General features: G+C 39.1%; 19 protein-coding genes and 2 pseudogenes. 19 read left to right on the forward strand and 2 right to left on the reverse strand.

Annotation, left to right across the window (positions count from 1 at the left end; genetic code table 11):
• Positions 1-415 precede the first annotated feature (415 nt).
• From BLV99_RS18755 to BLV99_RS14410, 15 genes and pseudogenes are all read left to right on the forward strand, one after another.
• A pseudogene (locus BLV99_RS18755) lies at positions 416-727 on the forward strand (hypothetical protein); the annotation flags it as partial.
• Between the two features lie 136 nt (positions 728-863).
• Positions 864-1,841, forward strand: a complete 978-nt coding sequence (locus BLV99_RS14340) for a hypothetical protein (protein WP_092691928.1) — start codon at positions 864-866, stop codon at positions 1,839-1,841.
• A 52-nt stretch (positions 1,842-1,893) separates the two neighbouring features.
• Positions 1,894-3,429, forward strand: a complete 1,536-nt coding sequence (locus BLV99_RS14345; RefSeq protein ID WP_092691931.1) for a hypothetical protein — start codon at positions 1,894-1,896, stop codon at positions 3,427-3,429.
• Positions 3,430-3,432: 3 nt separating this feature from the next.
• Complete coding sequence (locus tag BLV99_RS14350; RefSeq protein WP_092691936.1) at positions 3,433-4,188, forward strand: hypothetical protein; 756 nt, start codon at positions 3,433-3,435, stop codon at positions 4,186-4,188.
• A gap of 74 nt (positions 4,189-4,262) precedes the next feature.
• A complete protein-coding gene (locus BLV99_RS18535; protein ID WP_139243560.1) occupies positions 4,263-6,014 on the forward strand; it encodes a defense against restriction DarA-related protein in 1,752 nt (583 codons plus the stop codon).
• A 15-nt stretch (positions 6,015-6,029) separates the two neighbouring features.
• On the forward strand, positions 6,030-6,344 hold the full coding sequence (locus BLV99_RS14370) for a hypothetical protein (protein WP_092691940.1): 315 nt from the start codon (positions 6,030-6,032) through the stop codon (positions 6,342-6,344).
• A 58-nt stretch (positions 6,345-6,402) separates the two neighbouring features.
• Positions 6,403-9,447: an LPD3 domain-containing protein gene (locus BLV99_RS18270; protein ID WP_167356337.1), complete on the forward strand. Its 3,045-nt coding sequence runs from the start codon at positions 6,403-6,405 to the stop codon at positions 9,445-9,447.
• Between the two features lie 69 nt (positions 9,448-9,516).
• The gene (locus BLV99_RS14380) at positions 9,517-10,344 is read left to right on the forward strand and encodes a hypothetical protein (protein WP_092691942.1); all 828 of its coding nucleotides are present in this window, start codon (positions 9,517-9,519) and stop codon (positions 10,342-10,344) included.
• A 5-nt stretch (positions 10,345-10,349) separates the two neighbouring features.
• On the forward strand, positions 10,350-11,051 hold the full coding sequence (locus tag BLV99_RS14385) for a hypothetical protein (protein ID WP_092691944.1): 702 nt from the start codon (positions 10,350-10,352) through the stop codon (positions 11,049-11,051).
• Between the two features lie 31 nt (positions 11,052-11,082).
• Positions 11,083-11,259, forward strand: coding sequence for a hypothetical protein (locus BLV99_RS18275; protein WP_167356338.1), 177 nt, complete (start codon positions 11,083-11,085; stop codon positions 11,257-11,259).
• A complete protein-coding gene (locus BLV99_RS18540; RefSeq protein ID WP_244516326.1) occupies positions 11,260-12,210 on the forward strand; it encodes a hypothetical protein in 951 nt (316 codons plus the stop codon).
• Between the two features lie 307 nt (positions 12,211-12,517).
• Positions 12,518-12,892 carry a hypothetical protein gene (locus BLV99_RS14395; protein WP_092691947.1) on the forward strand — a complete coding sequence of 125 codons (375 nt, stop codon included), beginning with the start codon at positions 12,518-12,520 and terminating at the stop codon, positions 12,890-12,892.
• Positions 12,889-13,506, forward strand: coding sequence for a lysozyme (locus BLV99_RS14400; protein WP_092691951.1), 618 nt, complete (start codon positions 12,889-12,891; stop codon positions 13,504-13,506). The genes BLV99_RS14395 and BLV99_RS14400 overlap by 4 nt, the downstream gene beginning before the upstream one ends.
• A 230-nt stretch (positions 13,507-13,736) precedes the next feature.
• Positions 13,737-14,438 carry an amidase domain-containing protein gene (locus tag BLV99_RS14405; RefSeq protein ID WP_092691953.1) on the forward strand — a complete coding sequence of 234 codons (702 nt, stop codon included), beginning with the start codon at positions 13,737-13,739 and terminating at the stop codon, positions 14,436-14,438.
• Between the two features lie 64 nt (positions 14,439-14,502).
• Positions 14,503-15,543, forward strand: a complete 1,041-nt coding sequence (locus BLV99_RS14410; protein ID WP_244516327.1) for a hypothetical protein — start codon at positions 14,503-14,505, stop codon at positions 15,541-15,543.
• 520 nt (positions 15,544-16,063) lie between these two features.
• On the opposite strand, the gene BLV99_RS14415 is transcribed toward BLV99_RS14410, so the two are convergent.
• Together BLV99_RS14415 and BLV99_RS14420 are read right to left on the reverse strand one after the other, a co-directional pair.
• Entirely contained in the window at positions 16,064-16,936 is an 873-nt protein-coding gene (locus tag BLV99_RS14415; protein ID WP_092691958.1) for an NAD(P)-dependent oxidoreductase, read from the reverse strand.
• 10 nt (positions 16,937-16,946) lie between these two features.
• On the reverse strand, positions 16,947-18,038 hold the full coding sequence (locus BLV99_RS14420; RefSeq protein ID WP_092691963.1) for an alpha/beta fold hydrolase: 1,092 nt from the start codon (positions 18,036-18,038) through the stop codon (positions 16,947-16,949).
• A gap of 137 nt (positions 18,039-18,175) precedes the next feature.
• On the opposite strand from BLV99_RS14420, the gene BLV99_RS14425 reads away from it, so the two are divergent.
• From BLV99_RS14425 to BLV99_RS14440, 4 genes and pseudogenes are all read left to right on the forward strand, one after another.
• Positions 18,176-19,363: an O-succinylhomoserine sulfhydrylase gene (locus BLV99_RS14425; RefSeq protein ID WP_092691960.1), complete on the forward strand. Its 1,188-nt coding sequence runs from the start codon at positions 18,176-18,178 to the stop codon at positions 19,361-19,363.
• Between the two features lie 42 nt (positions 19,364-19,405).
• The gene (locus tag BLV99_RS14430; RefSeq protein WP_004651845.1) at positions 19,406-19,735 is read left to right on the forward strand and encodes a YbaB/EbfC family nucleoid-associated protein; all 330 of its coding nucleotides are present in this window, start codon (positions 19,406-19,408) and stop codon (positions 19,733-19,735) included.
• Between the two features lie 12 nt (positions 19,736-19,747).
• Entirely contained in the window at positions 19,748-20,344 is a 597-nt protein-coding gene (gene recR / locus BLV99_RS14435; protein WP_086163949.1) for a recombination mediator RecR, read from the forward strand.
• 224 nt (positions 20,345-20,568) lie between these two features.
• Positions 20,569-21,468, forward strand: a pseudogene (locus tag BLV99_RS14440) (ribonuclease D); the annotation flags it as partial.
• Between the last annotated feature and the right edge of the window lie 94 nt (positions 21,469-21,562).

Raw genomic sequence — 21,562 nt, forward strand, 5'->3', positions numbered from 1 at the left:
TAACCTTGAAGGTGCCTTAGGTTGTACTAATGATGGAGCCTTTGAAATTTCTAATAACTCATATAGTGAATATCAGCGGATCGAATTAATCCCGAACCAACCACTTCAGGATAGAACTTTGGTGCAGATTGATACAGGGTCCAATATAACTCCTGTTCATATTGACAACATAACTGGGCATATTACTTTTTGTTTAAGTCCACAGGCTCCCATTTAACCATAAATGCTTACTTCAGCATTTATGGGGGAAATGAGCCACAGACGTTGTTTAGTTGTGCTCAATATTACTGGATAGCCTCATAACTAATATTGTAAAAAAAGCCCGAGTATTTCGGGTTTTTTTATTGGAACTTGAAATATTTCTTGTTAAGCCGACGGTGAGAATATTCTTAAATAAATCATTTGGAAAACACTGATGCTATTGGGATTCAAGCGGGCCAAGATTCTAAGCTATCACGCCAAAAGCCGAACGGCAAAAGTGCATATCCACGGCATGACGGATGGGGCAAGTGAAGGCTTGACCGCTACATTTGCGTATCCAGTCGGTGACAGTGACAAGGATACTGAGCGGGAAATTTTAGCTGGGGAAGATGTGTATGTTTTCTTTGAAAATGGCGAAGAGTCCCGCCCAGTGATTGCCTTCTTCAGCAGTCATGGAGAAAACGCAGTCATAGATACACGCCGTATACGTCAAGAAAATATTGAATTACTGGCACGAAGCAAGATTACAGCCAAAGCCAAAGTGATTGACGTTGAAGGGAGTGAAACCGTCAATATCCATGGCGCGGTACAGATCAATCTGACGTCAGAGGCGAAAGTCAGCATTTCAGCACCTCAGATCAGTATGAACGGAATGTAGTACTATGGCTCAATTCTGCATTTCATTTCCACCACCGTCATATCAAGAACTTTTTGACCAAATTAAGCATTTAAAACCTGATTTTTCCAAGCTTAAAAATCTAATTCCCCTGATTGGCCTACCTATTCCAATCTATATTGATATCAGCCAATACTCGAATGAAATCTCGCAAATGATCCAGTATTGGCAGAGCAGGCTATCAGTCAAAACGCTGATGGCGATGATTCGGCCAATGGCCAGCCTGCTGGGGCAAAGCTTGGCGGATTTGCTGCCTAAAATTCCATTCCTAAATATCAGTATTATTGAATTGATGGAAATGGATGCAAATGTGCTTAAGCAGAGGGTAAAAGATGCTTTAGATCGGTATGGCCAAGCATTTTTAGATGCATTGTCCGCCTTTTTGCCGCTACCGATCTATTTTGGCTTGAGCATCCCGTCATTTGAAATCAATGCAATGATCAAAGCACTTTATAATATGTGTACCAGTGGTCTGATGGAATTGGTCACGAATCTGATTGATCAGGTGCTGAGTAAGCTTAAAATTAATGCTGTTTTAACCTTACCTAAATTGCCGACGTTAAAAGAACTGCAAACCATGATCATAGAGATGATCAAGGCAAAGGCTGAAGCGATTGCAGGGCAAGTCATAGATGCTTTTACAAATGAGTTTGAAGCCATTCAGCATGCAATGCAGATTTTGAAAATGGATATAAATGCCATATTTGCAATGATCCAGTTTCCGCAGCTTCCAGCAATGAAATTCCCTTCACCCTTTTACCCTGATTTCAGCTGCTTAGCATTTGAGCTACGTGAAGCAATGCAAATGTACATGCAGGCCATGATGATGGCTGTTATGGAGAAAATTGTCAGCTTTGTAAAAGCTGTTTTAAGTATTTTAAATATCCAATTCCCCAGCATCTGTATTGATATACCAGACAAACTGGACATTCCAGACAATCCGAATGGAACTGAATATTTTTAAGCAGGCTTGGTTCAGCCAGAATCGATACTAATTTTAGAATCATGGCTTCGGTATGGCTGCTTCAGATATCCTTTCGTTATTGCTTGGACCGAGTGCCAACAGCATTCCTCAACAGCTGGCAAATGATAACCAAGAAACCATGGTGCAGATGTACGATTCATTTGCGCCATTTTCACTTGGCACCAATTCTACTCCACAGAACCGTAAACGAACCCGCAAAGAAATTTATACGAAATGGGAGCAAATGCTTCGTTTTTCGCCAGTAGCTGAAGGTATTGGGATTCATGTCACCGCTGCATTAGGTGGTGATACCCATAATGGCCAGCAAATTTTCATTACACCAGCTGAGCGCCTGCGCGGTGAAAAAGGTACATCTACCAAAGCGCAACTGGATAAGCTACAAAAACGTATCAAGCCGATGGAAACATTGATCAATAGATACATCACTAAGATCTGTTCTGATGGCATTTCTTTCGGTGATGCTTATGCGCGGATCTATGGTAAAAAAAGTAAAGGCGTTACAGATATGCTTTGTAATGAATTTACCCATCCGCCTCTACTGCAGGCATTTGAGCAGGGAAGTAAAACGGTCGCTTTCTTTGCCTTGAATCCTAAAAACTGGACCAAAACCATTACCAAACTGAGTTCAATGCAAATGGTTCGGCTAAAGATGCCCCGTATTGTCAATGTGCCTCAATTTGATTTAGTGGAAACGGGTCTGATTGTGCAAATGCTGGAGGGAGATGAACCCGACGATTTGCCGATTCTGCCTGCCATGGTGGGCGGTTCATTCTTGTTTGCAATTGAGAAAGCCTATGACGATGTGATGCTGTCTTTAACCACTATGAATAGCCAGCAAGTCGCAGATGCAGTCAATCAGATGTTTTTATCCTTAAATATGGCAGGTATGCCAGAAGCGCAACGTGAAGCATATAAGCGCGGATTGGAGGGGATGCTGCAAGATCATGAGAAGTTTGTGAAAAATGCGTTGGAAGGTGGCGAAGGCATTTGGAATACCAAATATCACGTATTGCCCACATGGGATGAAAAACAAATTCTAAACCCCGTCGGTGACATTAAAGGCCAGCGCAATTCACCCATTAATATTGAAACTTTCATGATTAATGTCCGTTTGCTAATGGGCGGTTTTGGTCTTGATCCATCCTTAGTGGGTTGGGCAGATATGCTTTCAGGTGGTCTTGGCGATGGAGCTGCGACCTTGACCTATTCAAGCCAAGTCATGCGCCGTTCTATGTGGATCAGACAGTCAGCAACTCAATTCGTCAATGACATCATGCATCTGGATTGGGGCTATGCATACAATGAACAGTTTGATCCGTTGGATTACCCTTGGCAGGTTGAATTCTCCAGTAGCCAATCAGCTGCTGTGACTGAAGAAAACAGCAATAAACAGACACAAATGAATACTTCATTGTTAAAAATTCAGGTGATTAATTCATTGAAAGAATCAAATTTGAGTGAAGAAACCATGCAGTATCTTTTAGAAAAAGATGCGGGGTTTAATTATGACGATGCTAAGCGTGTTGCAGCTGATATTGCATCCACTAGAGAAAGAGAGGTTGAGTAAGCCATGGCTAAATATAATCCTTGGGAAAATGGATCAGCTCAACTCAGTACAATTTCGCTTCAAGCAAGTGCAGAGACCTTCACTGGAATGTGGTCAGGCATGTCAGTTGATCAAGCAAAAGTAGAATACAGTAAACTTTATGCTTTAAGCACCTTATCAACCCTACATTTTGGTGTAAAACTGGAAGCATTTGATCCAAATGGGATCATTGCAAAGACTGAAATAAGTTTAATTAATACTTATGATTTAACACATCAGGAAGCTGGACGGTTTAGTGCTTTTGAAAATGGCCAAGATGGTTTTGTTCCTGAAGTTATTGAAACACGTATACCTCTTTTAGATGAGAGTTATAAATTACCTTGGCTATGTCAAAGCATCGATTTATCTGTGTTAGATGCTCAAAATGACAGTGTTAATATTGGCAGTTTTCAGCTGAATTTTTTGACAGGTAATAGTTCGGGTGAAATTTCGATTCCATTTATTGAGACTCGAAATGCCGCCATTTTAAATAGTGCTAGAGCTATAAAGGCCATTATGTTTCCAGATGGGGTAGACGGTGGTACTCAGGCTTTACCCAAAGACTATTTAATGCGTATGACGATTTATATTTATGACAAGCACAGCTATTCAACAAGAGTGTTTGAAATTCAGCATCTGGTCGCCCTACAGACAGGCAGTATCCCGCTTGATGCGACTAATCGAGGTGGTGTTGGGATCGTCACGCTTAATTTTATAAAAATGTTTCCAATGCTGGAGTGATTGGAACAGTTTAAATTGGCTCAATTCCTAAAGTGACAAAATTGCCTCAAGTATAAAAAGTTGAGGCATTTTTAATGCGTAATATTGATATTTTCAAACAGCATTGGGCACCGCACCAATCCCGTACCGTTACAGGCTTTGACTCAGTTGTAAACAGTGGAACGTGTTCAATTGGCATCATTCAAGGCACGTACCGGACTTTGAATGCAATTGTGACTGAAACAGCCACAGAGGATGATCAATGGCGTATTGTGAATTTAAAAGGCCATAAAGGTGATATTGCAGCGTTTGACTCAGTTGCTGTTTTGGGCGCCATCGATGATACGCAGGCTTCATCATTGGCAGTACTGCAGTTTGGCCGCATATTCGATTTTGATTCAGCTGTAGACAGCGTGCTTGAAACCAATCCGCAAGGCCTTATGCGCTACTTAGCAGTACCGCACTACCATAAAAATGAGAACATCATTCCGGAATGGCAGTTGTCGCAACTACAGGATGTAGTTTCCGCAACAGTACCGGGCTGGGACGGAATTAACTTAACTTCTCATGAAGGTCAAACGGCCCATTTAATGCTAGATATGCAACGTCATGATGACCATGGTGGACTGCTTCAGGAGTTTGACGGATTAGTGCCGCTGCTGGAGTCTATTGGGGCTGTGTATGCAGAGTTTGATTCAATCATTGTTGAATACCAGTATTTAGAAAAGCTGATGGGCATGCTGCACAAAGTCATGCAGAGCACTTCAAAAGGCGGTGTAAAAATTCTGAATGTTGAACAGAGTGAAAAGCCGTTTAAGCATAAAAAAGTGCTGAATATCGCCGTTTCCTATAATTTTGAAGACGGTCAAAGCATCACAATTCTATTTCACCATCCTGACCGTGAAGCTAAAAAGATTGCACCGCAGGATACGCTGATTTCATGGAAGATCCTCATGAATAGCCGTGATATTACTGGTGCAGTACAACCAAACCAAGGTGAAGGCATTGCAATGCCAGTTTTGGCTGGTCGTATCATGAAATTGGTCAATCAGAACAGTGCTCGCTTTAAACGGACACAAGCTAAAAAAGCTGAAAATGTACAAGCCTTAGCGGATGCAGAGCAGCGCCTGACTGATAAGCAGGGTCAAAAAGCAGCGCTTGAAGCTGAAATTCAGGGGCTATTGAATCAACTTGATGAACATCAGACTCAGCAATCAGAACAACAAAATGTAGAGCAAGCTTCTCAGAATGAGAATATTCCTGCTGAACCTGCTGAACCTGCTGAACCTGCTGAACCTGCTGAACCTGCTGAACCTGCTGAACCTGCTGAACCTGCTGAACCTGCTGAACCTGCTGAACCTGCTGAACCTGCTGAACCTGCTGAACCTGCTAAGATATATCCGCCTATTGAGGATTTAGGCGAAGGCTATTATCAAGCTTTCAAGAATGATAAAAAAATTGATTCTTGGACTGCACATGTGAATACAAGTGGTGAATGGGAAGTATCAGCCAATAATGCTCAGTCTCGGGCATGGAATCGTGGATTTGGTGCACCGAGATTCTTTAATACGATTGAGGAAATGATTGCAAAATATCCTGCCTTTGCAGAGCTTCCTGAAATGATTGGATCATTGGATGCCAGTAATGATAATTCTGCTGATTCAGATGACGCTGATTATTTAAATAAAATTATTAAAGGCGAGGTGGATTTCACCAAAGCAAACGAAATTGAAACGCAGCTTGAAGAAATAGGAAACCGTCTACCAGCTGATTTAAGTGATTTGTTTGAACAAGCAGTTTCATCTTATTCAGTCTACCAAGTTGGCCAAGCATCAAAAATTCACTGATAGGAAAATATGACGATGGATGCAATGGAAAAACTAAAGCTGACTAGAGAGCTGCGCCAGCTGGTAGATGTAATTCCAGTTCAGAAAGGCATGGAAAAGCTTCATAGTACAAAACGCCTGCGTGAACTGATTGAGCTTTTAAGTGGAAAGGTAGCAGAAGCTGTAAACGAACTGTATCAGTCTATTATTGACGGCAAGGCAGAAGCATCTGTTGAACTGTTGATGAAGGTACGGGCTGAAGCGGAAAAAAACCTGCAAGATCCTTTGCTGATTGATGCGGTCAATGTACTGATTGTTCAAGTGAACGAGATGGTTGGAACAGCGGATTAAGTAGCCGTACCGTATCTTTCAAAATAGCCCAATTAAGGGCTGTTTTTTTGAGTGTGTGATGAGTGATTTTGCAAAAATTGACAGTATTCAGAATGAATCTGAAGTGTTAAAAACCATCGATGAGCTAATTTATAAAATTGAGAATAATGAGATTGTTGAATGGGACAGTGAACAAGCTGAAAAGCAGTACCGTGAATATTTATCCAATCTCGATAAATACGATGGTAAATCGATTGCAGCATCAAAAGCTTATTTTAATGACTATCTGAATGGAAAATTGGTAAAAACAAAAATTGGACTGGTCCGTATTAATTCCAAATCAAGAGGCAAGGTTCATGACCGGATGCGAGATATTAAGTATCTCGCAATTCCATATATTCCTGAAGTATTGATGACTGGGGATGTGAGTGAGTTAGTACCATTAAATAAAGAGCGTACTGATAGCGTAGAAGGGTATTATAATTTTGAAAAGTCAAAGCAGCTGAATGATTACACGCTAAATATTACGTTGAAAGTGGCTTTAGATTCTGAAGGGCATTTATTATATTATTTAGGCGCATCAAAAGAAAAAAGCCAACTTACACCTATCTCACAGGTCGTTAACCCCATAGGCTTGGAAGCTGGCTTTGATTCTATTCAATCACGATATGAAGACGAAATCAATATTGATGTACAAGTTTTAGACAAAGATGGCAATGTCCTATCTCAAGCGAATGCCTTGAAAGCATTATTAAAAAAATACGGTATTAATAATATTGTAAAAGGCCGTACCAATAAGGTTAAAACGGCAAAAGGAACTCAGGTTTCAACCGTATTTGCATTACTCGAGTCAGATGAAATCATTGCTTCACATACTTCTACAGGTGCCGAAAATCCTAATTTTCCTCAAGAGCTGCAGCCACGCGACCGCAGCCGTGAATCATCACAGGCTTGGGTTCAAAAAACCTCAAATGGATTAGATCCTGAAAGTCTTGGCCGTTCTGGTCGTGCTGATACTGGTGCTCCAATTGTGGGGGATGATTTGGTAGTTGAGTCCGGCAATGGACGCATCATGGCCATACAGCTGGCATATGAGCGTGGGCAAGCTGAAGAATACCGTGAATGGCTGATTGAAGAAGCTGAATATTTTGGTTTTTCAGCTGATCAGGTTGAAAATTTCACAGCACCTATTTTGGTACGTATCCGAACTTCTGAAGTAGATCGGGTTCAATTCACGGTAGAAGCCAATCAAGACGATAAACTCTCATTCAGTGCTACTGAGCGCGCTCGATCTGATGCCAAGCGTTTGGATGAAAACCTATTGGCTTTATTTACTCCTGGTGATGATGGGGATTTACTGACTGCAGGCAATCAGAAGTTTATACAAGGCTTTTTGAAATCAATTGGCGATACAGAAGCAGCGCAGTACCTCACTACAGAGGGTAAGCCAACTCAGGCCCTTGTAACACGGATCAAAGCAGCTATTTTCAGTAAGGCCTATAACGATGACCGGTTGCTGGAAATGATGGCGGACCAAACAAAACCAGATCTGCAGAATATGCTGAATGCCTTAGGTGCAGCAGCACCCAAGTTTATCGAAGCTCAAGCCGTTAGCCGTGGTGATATTCAGGATGTCTCCAGCTCAATTGTAGACGGTATAGAGCAGGCGCTAGATAAACGTGTTGCCAATGCCATTATCGATGCGGCAAATACGATTATAGCTGCAAAGAGAAATGACCAAGATATTACAGAGTTTGTTCAGCAACAGGGTTTATTTGGCGACTTGGGAGAGGGTGTCCCAGAACTGGCTGTATTCCTGTCCAAGAATAGTCGAAGTGCTAAAAAGATGAGTTTACTCTTTAAGGCAATGGCGGAATTTGCGGAAAAACAGGCTTTAGATCAGCTGAATATAGGACTGTTTGGTGAACCTGAGCCAGTCAGTATTCAAGATGCAATCAATTATGCAGTATCAGTGATCAATGAAAACTATAGTGATAATGCCACGATTAGTATGTTTGATTCAGCCAATGATTCATTTACGCTGATTGATAAACATGCCCATCAAGCTGCCACTTCACCCTACAATCGTGCCAAGTTGCCTAATCAGGATAGTCTGATTGCTGGTGATTACAGTAAAGGTGCCGTGAAGATTGGTGAACTGGATATCGCAATTGAAAATCCAGCAGACTCCATCCGCTCAGGTACTGATCCTAGCGGTAAAGAATGGCAAGTCAAAATGCAGCATCATTATGGCTACATTGAAAATACAATGGGTGCCGATGGCGATGAAATTGATGTATTTGTTAAAAATCACTTAGATTCAGATCCAGAGCATGCCTATATAATCCGTCAATTGGCTTCAGATGGCACTTTTGATGAGCATAAAATCGTTATTGGCGCTGAAACTGAGGATGAAGCTAAAGAGATTTACCATTCAAACTTTGAAGCGGGCTGGCAAGGCTTTGGAAGTATTGAGCGGATTGCTATGGCGGATCTACCAGCGAAATTTCAGCATACATGGTCTGAGTTTGACTCTATTGACAGTATTGTGACGAAAGACAATGTACTGGATGTGATTGATCAATTGATTGATGTTTTCGACCATTTGGGCGTCCAAGAAAATCAGCCTAAAACTGTATTGGAAAAGATGGCAGTTAAACTTACACGGTTAGAAGATGAATTTAACACCATATTTGCCGATCAGCCCTTTATGGGGCATGGGGGAACGCCGTTTGTTGATAATTCCAAAGGCCGACAGATGAGGCGTAATCATGAGAAACGTCAGGAGCGTTTACAAGCCAAGCAAAAAGAAATTGAGCAGCAAAAAGACAAAATTCAGCAAATGGAATGGCGAATTGCTGGTCGTAATACACAGACCAAAAAGAGTGCAAAGTTTATCGAAAAAAATCCAATTCATTTAGGATTATTTGAATTGGAAAAACAGGGACTCGTAAAGCAATGGAAACGTAATCCGCAGTATTTCTTTGTCAATGGTTTGGATAAGGTGGCATTGGCAACTTTTAACGGCAAGATAGGTTTAGCCAATCGTTTCACTGCTAAGACTCAGGCTGAATTGGAGAGAGTGAAAGAGTTGGCTGCTTTGGCAAATGAGTTGGTAGCGTAATTGGAACTCATCTAAATTCTAAGGTCATATTTCATCAAAAATAGCTCTGTATATAACAGGGCTATTTTTATGGGTAATGATCTTGCAAAAGTGCCAGCCGCTAATGCTCCCGTAGCGGTTCAACCGGAACGGATGAATGCCGATCCTTTTTGGGGAACAGTTTCAAAGCATAAGTTTGCTGAATTCAATATCTGTACCGTTTCACGTGACGAGAATAATAATGAGGTCATCACTGTAGATTCAAATCAACCTACGGTTCGTGCTTTTTTAGTTGATGGCGACAAGACCATGGAAAGCCAATGGCAGACGCCTTTTGAAAACAGTAATCCTGAGCTGAAAATGCCGATGCTGATGGCGGGTTTACAGACTGGTCAAACCGTTATTTCTATGGGAGCCGCAGCACCTGCAATTTTAGGCGAGACGGCTTTAGCTGTTACCAAATCTGCCATGCAGCCAATCGCCGATTTTGTAAAGTCCGTACAGGGCCATACCAATCTGAATAAAGTGAATACAACTCAGGTTTTTCTTTCCACTGCTTCAGTCCGTCTTAACCTCAGTCTTTTTTTTATTGCTTTAAGTGATGCAAAAATTGAGGTTGAAGAAAAAATTATGCGATTGGAATCATGGGCAGTGCCTGCCAAGCTTTCACAAGGCACCGTACTTACAGATGTAATTGAGCAGGGGGTTGCTGGCCTGTTTTCAGGGATTATTCCGCCGTATATCTCGCTGACGACACACGGTAAAACCTATTGGCCTTTTATTTTAGAAAGTGTCTCCGCGCCGATTGTTACGCCGATTGATGAACATGGAAACCGCTTAAACCTCGCCGTAAATCTGAGTCTGATGAGTCGTACCGCATGGGATGCGGATGATGTCCGTAAACTTTATGGGAATTAATAAAGATGCTTAGTTTTGATCCTGTGCCTATTGGCAATAACACGTATCAGCTACAGGAAATTGTATTTAATGATGCTTTGAAAGTAGCAGCCATTAATCAACGACTGAATGAGAAACGTATCAGCGCATTTTTATCACATGCACTGTGTAATAAAGAACAGCCTTTAAATATGACGATTCAAGAGCGTTATTGTTTGATGCTGAAGTATGTAGAAAAGCAGTCAGGCACATTATTTTCCACCGATGCTGATTTTTCGAAATGCTATTTGCACTCAGATGCAAACTGGCAGTCTGAAATTACCCGAAATGGTATTACTGTACGGCAATTAGTTGGTAGGGAAGCAGAGTACCTTGAAGAGTATTGTGCCAATGCTGCGGAATGGATCGCATGCATGCTGGCTTTTCAAATTAGTTACAGTGGGCATGAAGCATTAGCTGAATTGCCGAACCGTAGTTCTAATGATACCGATTTTTTTAAGCAGTTTTCTGACCGACTGGCGTATTTAAAGCAGCGTCCTCAAAGTGATTTTGACTTGATCTATCAAGATTTCATTGCGCTCAATAACCAATTATTTACGATGATTCATTTAAATGTCAGTAATCAGGGCCTAGTCATTTCAAGAGGTGCAGATGACGCGCCGCTTCGATTTCGCCCCGCTGCCGCCTTTTTCGGAATCATCAAAGAATTGGACCAATCATTTGCTTAGCACGGCTCAGGATCTGGCCCAGCATTGCAAGATGTCTTTATATGAAGCGCTAAATTTACCTGTAAGTTTTGAGGCCTTTTTTTATTCATCTGACGCATGGGAAAAAAGAAAGTTAGAACTTGAAACTGAAGCACAAAAGCATAATGCCCTCATCAAACTGGGGAATGAAATAATTAAAGTAATCAGTAATTCGGGAAGGAAAAAATAGATGAATACGACAAAGATTTTAGGTGAAGCAGTTGGCATTCAGCGTCAGGATATTATTGACCGCACGGAAGAACAAACTGCGGATGGTCTAACAGGTGCTGTAATTTTAGGCCGCTTCAAGCGTGGCCGCTTGGATGCACCGATGGAAATCCATCAGGGTAATATTCGTGGTCAGTTGGGCTTTGATCCGAAGAACCAGGACTACATCGCCGTGCAGGACTGTCTGGATACAGGTGTTCCCAGTGTGCAAGTGTTGCGGTTGAAAGGCGTTAATCAACCACTCATTTGTAATTCAATAGATGATACAAATCAAAATCGCATATTTATTGTAACTCCAGATTTACCAATTAATTTGCTTGATCCCGCTTTTAACGCAGCAGTTGACACACTAATAGAATCAGGCATATTTAGTTTCAATGGTCTGGAATATAGATTGAGTGATGGGCTATATAATGAAAACATGGGGATTATTACGCTATCCACGAAAATGCCACAAATGGGTGAGTTTTCAGAAATCAAATTTTGTGCCTCAACTCCTTTTATCTTTCAATCTGAGCCTGAAGTGGTAGACGTTCCTGATACGAGTGATAGCACATGCCGTATATTAGATAGTTATTTTGTGAATCAGACTATTGAGAGACAATCTGGCGGATCGGCATTTATCAGTAATTACACGCCTTCAGCGCCTATAACAGCAATAATAGTGAATGGTAAAATTTTCCCTGTAAGTATGACAGGCTTTAGTACGTGGCATAGTGCAGTTACAGCAGCCTATCAGAATAGTGATGAGTTGCGTGGACTAATAAGTTTTTGGATTAATCCCAATTACGGGGATACAGCTTATCAATTAGTTAATAAAACCTATTCAACGATGACAGTTGGTTTATATTCTGATCCAAATAATTTAATGGCTCCTCACTTTTGTTTTAAATTAAAACCAAGTGAAGAATAATATCTTCTAGAAAGCTGTAGAAAAAATGAGTTTAATCTTGTTTTTGTTAGAGCCTGCTTAATTAAATCTTCCAACTTTTAGGGTGCATTTCATATAGCAGGTTTTTTATTGGAATATTAACAAAACCTCGCCGTGCAATCACTCAAAATAGACATAACTTCAATAGTTAGGCACAGCTATGACTTACACAACAGAATTTTAGCAAATGAAGCCCGAATTTTTCGGGCTTTTTTATTGGAACATGCTTTTTTCTCTATTCATCTGCAGCGCCAAAATACCTATATAGAAAATCATAGGTAATTAAGCCATGCAGGAAAATACTATTCCTTGGATTATTAAAATAATTCCAGCCATTGTTGGGGCCATTCTTGCCCTTGTCTTAAGTGGGGATATTGATAAGAAGGGAAAAATCCAAGTAACCGTCAGTGTTATTGGTAAATTTGCAGCAAGTGTAACGGTGAGCTTATATGGTGGTTCAGCATTCATTGAGCATTTTGAAATGCTGAAGACTTCAACCATGTATCAGGGCTTCATCATGCTGATGTTTGCTGTATTTGGGCTTTTAGCGATCGGCATTGTTTACCAAGCTGTAGCAATGTGGAGAGGCAAAACCTTACCTGAAGTTATTGCTGAAATCAAAGCTGCATTTCTTGCCATTCTTGGTAATGGGGGTGACAAGTGAGTATTGATCAATCGCAACAAGTTGCTCAAGCATATTCTTGGCTCCGTGCTTTATCTGGTGGGAAATTATCAAATGCACAAGTGATTGCTGGCGATAAAGTTATTGCCATGCATGGACTGCCAGTATTCGCAGACATTATCGGATTTAAACTAAATGCCTTAGTTTCGGGTCTGCGTGATATTTCGGAAAAAGGTTTTTCCATCATTCGTGACGCAGAAAGCCTTAAATTGATAGCCTACTTGGATACTGGTGGCGTATGGACCATTGGATACGGAACAATTAAATATCCTAATGGTGTGCGCGTTAAGAAAGGTGATGTATGTACCCGTGGACAAGCGGAAATTTGGCTTAAAAACGATTGCCTGTGGGTTGATGCTTGTCTTGATAAACACGTAAAAGTGGCGGTAAGCCAAAACCAATTTGATGCACTGGCATCCTTTGTTTATAACATTGGTGAATCTGCCTTTATTAAAAGCACGATGTTAACGCTAATAAATAACAGTAATTTTTCTAGTGCTGCATCTCAATTTGATCGTTGGATTTACGACAACGGCAAAGAAATAAAAGGGCTTGTTAATCGACGAGCTAAAGAGAAAACTCTATTCCTAAGCTAAGACTAATAAGCCTGTAGAAAAGCCCTCAATTTAATCTGCACCCCAAAAGTTGGACACATAGTCTGATTTGAAGGGTGCATTTTTAATTTAAAGTGGGGTTGTTATTAGCATCTTCTATGAGTTCTTTTAATAATTCTGATTGGGTATAAATATTATATTGAATATTATGGTTATTTTAAGTAATTAAGGTAAAATTAAATCTTAATTATTTTTAATAAAAGGTAAATTTTATGAAAAAATCTAATATTTTTATATCCTTATTTCTTGTACTAATTACTAGTTCTGCTAGCGCTGCCTATACACCTTCAACAGCTATCAGTTATGCCGTAAATAACTATAATTTGCCCTACAATACAACATCAAATCCTTTTATTAATGTTTCAGGTGTTGGAGGTAATTGCACTAATTTTGCAAATCAAACAATATCTGGTGGATTATTAGGAATAACAAATGCTAAGACATTGAATCAAAATTTAATTTCTCAATCTACTGCAGTTAAAGCTGTTCAAAATACGAGTGTATTCTATAAATGCAATACAGTAGGTAATACTTGCCAGACTATAGCTTGGCGTGGTGCACAACCAATGTTCACATACTCAGCGAACAGTACAAGCCTACAATCTAAAGGAGTCCGATTGAATCTGGCTACTAAGACTACACTGGTAAATGGAACTTTATCACCACTTGATCTATCAAAAATTAGAGTTGGAGATATTGTTTATTTAGATTTTGATTTTGTTATTGGGGGCTCAAGTAATTCTGTTGATCATACGGCTGTAGTAACCGCAGTCAACCCAGAATCTTGGTATGATGTAACTCAAACAATGAAATACAATAATATTAAACTTACTTATCAATCAAACAATACAACCAATAAAGGCTTAGGTGATATGAATGCACCTGCAATCTATATATATCGTCCTTTCATCTGATTTAGTTATTAACTGCTAATAAAAAGCATCACTTATTTATATAAGTGATGCTGGAGCAATAGTTTTGAAAAAATTAATTTTTACTTTAATAGCATGCTTAATTATTTTAATTTCTCTTTATTTTTATCTTAAGCCAAATAATAGTCAGTCCATTGCTGAACTTCAGAAAGAAAGTGTAAGTAATTCTAGTGAGAATAGTGCGGAACAAAGTATTCAGACATCTTCCAACAACACCGATATGATAGCCCCATTGAAGTTACTCAAAGCTTTTATTGAAAAGGCTCCTTTCAAACAAGAAGATACACACTCAATATTGGCGCAGAATCCTGAAAATATTCAAAATTATCTAAGTGAGTTTTCTAGTTTAATTGATACAAATATAATGAAAAACAATAAATTGAGTGCTGATCAAAAAGCTAAAATACTATGGAGTATGTTCAAAGAATACAATTGGCTTGGGGACGATAATGCCTTTAAAGCAATAATTAAAGATAATTTAATGTATCTAAGAAATCCGTATTTAATTCCTGAGATCATGAAGACCTATGGTGATATTTCTTCTTTGGGTGAAAAGAGTGCAAATTCACGCCATGATCTATTAGAAATTATAAACTCCATAGATATTAGTCCTCAGAATCCAAATAATAAGCTAGTTGTTGATACCTTAAGATCGGAATTAAGATCAATCAATAGTCGAAGCGAAGCCCAAAATTTAAGTGATATGGCCACAAAAATACTTTATGAATATGGTAAGTCTACTGGGATTGATGTTATTCCAGATATTATTCAAGCAGCGAATACTAATACACAGGCTAGTTTAAGCTACGTAAATAATGTCTTAAAGTTGACTTTATCAGATAATAATACGACTCAACTTCAGAGTCTTATACAAAGTAATATGTCTCAATCTACTAGAGATGATTTAAATAAAGCAATTTCTTTTAATTTAAAAGAAGATGGAAACATTGCGATTAGCAGTTTGAATAAAGAATCATTAGCTATATTGGATCAATATTTAGGAAAAGAATTTTCTAATAATCCTGAGTTCGAGAAAAATACTGAGTTAAAGCAAGTTTATGGAAAAATCAAATCAGCATTAGAGTGATTTTTTGAAAATTATTAGCTAACACTTAATTTAATAAAGAAAAAGTCCAATAACTCTTGCAAGTTATCGGGCTTTTTCTTAAATTTGGTGGTATGCAGTTATTTGGTTTTAGCACATTAAGGTAGTGATATCATGTAGATATAGACACTTTAATTGGGTTGTAAAAAGTGCGTTTCGTATAATAGTCATTATCTTAAATGCAGGGGAAAAGCTCTTTGTAAGAATTGATATAATGGCAATATTTATTAAGTACAAAAGAGCTAAGTTAGTGAAATACTCAAAAGAAAAAATAGTAAAAGCCTTATAATTTCTAATCGATTGGGAGGGCTTGGTTGAAACCAAGATACACTGCGTTAGGCAAACCTCAGACCAGAGCTGTATCTTAAATTTGAGGAATTAAATCTTTGTGCAATAAAGCCATTGCAAAAAAAAGCTTCTAACTAAAGAAGCTTTTTATTACACCTTATTTACGCCTTGAAAATACAGTGTATCCCTAAGTATTTGATTGTAATTGTAAAATTTATTCTATTGTAATTTTACTCCATGATTCATACATTTTTACAGCACTGGAAAAGTCACTGTCTTTTTCTGATAAATCGCTAGAAGCTTGAATTAAACTTTGAGTTAAAGCAATGACAGGCGCAGAGAGTTTCGCTTCACGAACCAAGTCTAATGCAATACCTGTATCTTTGGCTAATAATGGTAGTGCGAAGGTCAGTGGAAAACTACGGTTTAAAATGCGCTGCGGTAAAACTGTTTCGGTCACACCGCTTTTTCCGCTTGAGGCATTAATACAATCAAGGGCTTCATGCAGGTTTACACCGTGGGCTTTAAGGGCGGTAAAACCTTCTGCAACAGAACATAAATTTACGGCCAAAAGCATGTTATTTACAGCTTTAACTGAAAATCCTGCACCAGAACCCCCCACATGTTTAATCAGTTTGCCAAAAGCTTGCATCGCAGGTAGAGCTTTTTCAAAAGCAGCCGATTCGCCACCAACCATAACCGTTAAAGTTGCTGTTTCTGCACCAATGGTTTGCCCACTAACAGGTGCATCAAGAAAGTCGATATTGTGTAATTTTAATTGTGTTGCTAGATTTTTGGCAGATTCAGGTACACCACTGGTGCAGTCTATCCAGATGGAACCTGATTTTATTGTTACAGTGGCAATCAGTTCTTCAACATCTTTGCTGGTCGGTAAGCAAGAAAAAATAACATCGGCTTGAACGGCTTGCGCAAGTTCTACTGCTTGGGTGCCATATTCAGTTGCATGTTGTTTGGCTTTTTCAAAATTACGATTCCATACATATACCGTATCAAAATGTTGAGGTAAATGTGCTGCCATGCGGTAACCCATAGCACCTAGGCCGATAAATGCAACTGACTGAATCATGGTATATCCTTTATATTTTGCTCGATCTCTGTTTTAGCCAAGTGGTCATCAATGGCCAGAACTCATTTGCACTTGATTGGCTCGACATTAGGCCTAAATGCCCACCGGGGATAAGAGTAAACGTGACATCTTGGCTATTTGTCAATTCAATTAAAGGCTTAACAGCCTCTGCCGATACGATCTGATCGCTACGACCTGCGCCAATCAATAAAGCGCATTGAATATTTTTTAATTCGATATTCTTATCTTGTAATTGTATAACGCCATTTTTCAGCGGATTTTGTAGCCAAACATTAAAAATCATGTCTTGATTGATGCCACCAGGATAATCAATCATTTTGTTGAGGAAATTCCCCATGGTGGCATGTTCGTATAAGGCTTGAGTGTTATCTAAATTCAAAAAAAGCCGCTTTTGGCTGTGAAACCAACCTTTTGGATCAATGATTTTAAAGCCAATAGCATTAAGTAAGCCTGAGGTGTGAATAAAGCTTTTTGGCACAGTTTCAGAATAAATTTTGTTTTGTAGTGTTTTATTTTTAGCAATAAGTTGATTCACCTTTTGAAAAAGTTTACCGGTACGACCAGAGGCATAACTATCTACAGGACTACCCAATACGATCAAATTTTTGACAAAATTGGGTTGCCGCAAAGCACAATAGAGCACCACGAAAATACCTGCCATGCTCCAACCATGTAATGAAATTTCTTCACTGTTTGAGTGCTTACGAATCTGCTCGATACAATGGGGAATGGCATCATCAATAAAAGACATAAAATTTAAAAAACGATCTTTATAGTTATATTGTCCCCATTGCACCAAATAGACATCAAAACCACTATGCTGAAAATGTTTGACCAATGAGCGATAAGGGTAGAGGTCATAAATGGCCATGTTGATTGCAAGCGGGGCAACAAAGACCAGCGGTTCTTTATATTGTTTATTGGGTGATGCGTAATAACGAATACGCGTTTGTTTATATTCGGCAATAACGTCATACGCCGTTGTTTGCGATAAAACCAGCGAGCTTGAATCAAACAAACGGGTTGATAAGTTTTTTAGTTTATTTTTATGTTTTGCAATTTTATTTTTAACGTGAAGCATGGCTGCTTGTACTCGCCCAAGAGTGGATTGATCGAAGTGTAGGCGATATTTATGCATTATACCTTGACCTTAAATACCATAGACGCTCAAAATGTTGGCAATTATTCGCAACGGCAACTCAGGACTGGGTAATAAAGATGAGCCAACAAGACGACATTGAATACCAATTAGACACTTTAGCCATTCGTACAGGTCATACACGTAGTTTTGAAGGTGAGCATGGTGAGCCAATTTTCCTCACTTCATCCTTTGTTTATGAAAATGCAGCAGAGGCGGCAGCTAAATTTTCAGGTCAAGAACCGGGAAATATTTATTCACGCTTTACCAATCCAACTGTCGCCATGTTTGAAAAGCGTTTAGCAGCTTTAGAAGGGGCTGAACGGGCTGTTGCAACAAGTACGGGTATGGCTGCAATTATGGCTGTTGCAATGTCGTATCTAAAATTGGGTGACCATGTTATTTGTTCGCGTGCTGTGTTTGGTTCAACCGTATCTTTATTTGAAAAATACGTGGCTAAATTTGGTGTAAGTGTTGATTTTGTTGATTTGACAGATTTAGCGGCATGGAAAAATGCCATTAAGCCTGAAACCAAGTTACTGTTTGTTGAATCTCCATCTAATCCACTGTCTGAAATTGCAGATATTCAGGCTTTGGCTGATATTGCACATGCCAATGGTGCATTACTCGCGATTGATAACAGTTTCTGTACACCAGTTCTGCAACAACCGATTAAATTTGGTGCAGATTTAGTGGTTTATTCAGCAACCAAATATCTCGATGGTCAAGGTCGTGCTTTAGGTGGTGCTGTAGTAGGGAATCACCAACTGCTTGAAGATGTATTTGGTTATGTGCGTACCACTGGTCCTTCAATGAGCCCATTTAATGCTTGGGTATTCTTAAAAGGTCTGGAAACGTTACGTTTACGTATGAAAGCACACTCTGAAGGTGCGAAAAAACTTGCTGAATTCTTAGATACGCATGCGAACGTTGAAAAAGTTTACTATGCAGGTTTACCAGCACATGTTGGACATGAGCTTGCTGCGAAACAACAAACAGGTTTTGGTGGTATTGTATCATTTGAAGTCAAAGGTGGTCGTGAAGGGGCTTGGAAAGTCATCGACAATACCCAATTTATTTCAATTACGGGTAATTTAGGTGATGCAAAATCAACAATTACTCACCCAGCGACCACAACTCACGGTAAACTCTCAGCCGATGCCAAAGAAGCAGCGGGTATTCGTGAAGGTTTAATTCGCGTCTCTGTTGGTTTGGAAGATATTGATGATATTATCCGCGATATTAGTCGTGGTTTAGACTTAATTTAATTTATAGATATTGATTTAGAATTTATTTGTTCGGAGATTTTTATGAACATTAATATGTTAATGCAACAAGCTCAGCGTATGCAAAAAGATGTTGAAGTCAACATGAAAAAGGCAAAAGAAGAACTTGCTCAAACTGAAGTGCATGCGGAAGCAGGCGGTGGTTTGGTTAAAGTTACTATGACGTGCCGTAATGTGGTAAAGCGTATCGAAATTAGTCCTGAACTGCTTCAAGATGATGCCGATATGATTGAAGACTTAATCGCGGCTGCAATGAATGATGCTGCGCGTCAAGCTGAAGCGGTTTCTGAAGAAAGAATGAAAGCTGCTAACTCTGGTATGGGCTTACCACCAGGTCTTGCAGGTTTATTTTAAGGAATACGTTTAGTGTTTAGTGATCGATTTGATCAACTGGTGCAAGCTTTACGTATATTGCCAAGCGTTGGGCCGAAATCGGCTCAGCGTATGGCATTACACCTGATCATGAAAAATAGAGAAGGTGCGATAGGGTTGGCACATGCTTTAAATGAAGCAACGACCTATATTCATGAATGTAGCGTTTGTCATTCGCTGACTGAAAATGAAATTTGTGATATTTGTCTTTCACATGAACGTGATGATCAAATTTTATGTGTGGTTGAATCACCTGCGGACGTGATGGCGATTGAACAAAGTGGTAGTTTTCGTGGTAAATATCATGTATTAGGTGGACATTTGTCACCGCTTGATGGTATTGGCCCTGAAGAGATAGGCATTCCATATTTGGTGCAGCGACTCAATGAAGGTAAAGTTGCAGAAGTGATTTTAGCAACCAATGCGACAGTAGAAGGTCAGGCAACAGCCCATTACTTGGTTGAAGCCACCAAGCATTTACCTGTGCAAATGACGCGAATCGCTCAAGGGGTTCCTCAAGGGGGAGAACTTGAATATGTGGATAGTCATACTCTAAGCCAAGCTGTACATAATCGAATGCGAATGAAATAAGTGCAATGCTCCTTATTTCATTCATTATGTAATATTGAAAGATGGGTAAAAGGTGTATTAATCACGTTTAAACTTATATAAAAAAGATATAAAAACTCATTGTATTTTCATTTAAATGCCAAAAACACAGTGAATAGATGCTATAGAAGTAAAATTTGTTATATCTAAATGTTATATATAGGTTAATATGCTTTTAAAGAGAATCTGATTTTAGACTCAGTAATATGTTTCAATTCATTCAGCAACAACCAGACTTAGAAAATATTTTACATTTGATGAGTCAAACGTCCATTTATGGATTAGACACAGAATTCATCAAAGTAGATACCCTATGGCCTAAATTGGGTGTATTTCAAATTAATGTTGCAGATCAAGTTTTTTTACTTGATGGGGCAAGTTTAGATTTGTCTATATTCTGGGAAAAATTATTTCAAGCACAGCAAAATATATTTCATGCCTGTAGTGAAGACATCGATTTAATTTATCATTATGCACAGCAAAAAACTTTAACCAATGTTTTTGATACTCAAGTCGGAATGTCTTTTTTGGGACATGGATTGCAAGTGAGCTATCAAAATGCATTAAAACAAATGCTGAATGTTGATATTGATAAAGATCAGACGAGATCTGATTGGTTAGCACGTCCGCTGAGTCCAGAACAACTCGCTTATGCAGCCAATGATGTACTGTATTTGATGAATTTGTCCAATAAGATTCAAAATGAATTAGCTGATAAATATTTACTTGATTTTGCACTCGAAGATTGCCGTCATTTGACTTATGAAATTGGTCAAGAAACGCCGTTAGAACGGCTTTACCATGATATTGGGAATTATCGTCATTCACGCCGTCAATTGATGCAGTTACAACAATTAGCCGCATGGCGTGAACAGATCGTAAAAGCGTTGAATTATCCACGTAGTTTTATTCTGAAAAGTTCAACCATGATTGACTTGGTCGAAAAAAATCCATGCAATCACTTCCAGTTATCAGGCATTCGAGATATTCGTCAAAATATTGTGCGTGATCATGGTAAAACCATTTTAGATTTACTTAAGTTTTTGCCAGAACAGGCAGAATGGCCACTTCGTATGGCACGTCCAATTCGTCATTCATCAAAAGAGGCAGAGTAAAACTTGAAGTGCGACATAAACCACCTAATTAATTTAAAGGGTTTATGGAGTATATAAAATTGTCATACCATCATCTTAACTTTGA

It is taken from the genome of Acinetobacter kyonggiensis, from assembly GCF_900107285.1.
Taxonomy (GTDB): domain Bacteria; phylum Pseudomonadota; class Gammaproteobacteria; order Pseudomonadales; family Moraxellaceae; genus Acinetobacter; species Acinetobacter kyonggiensis.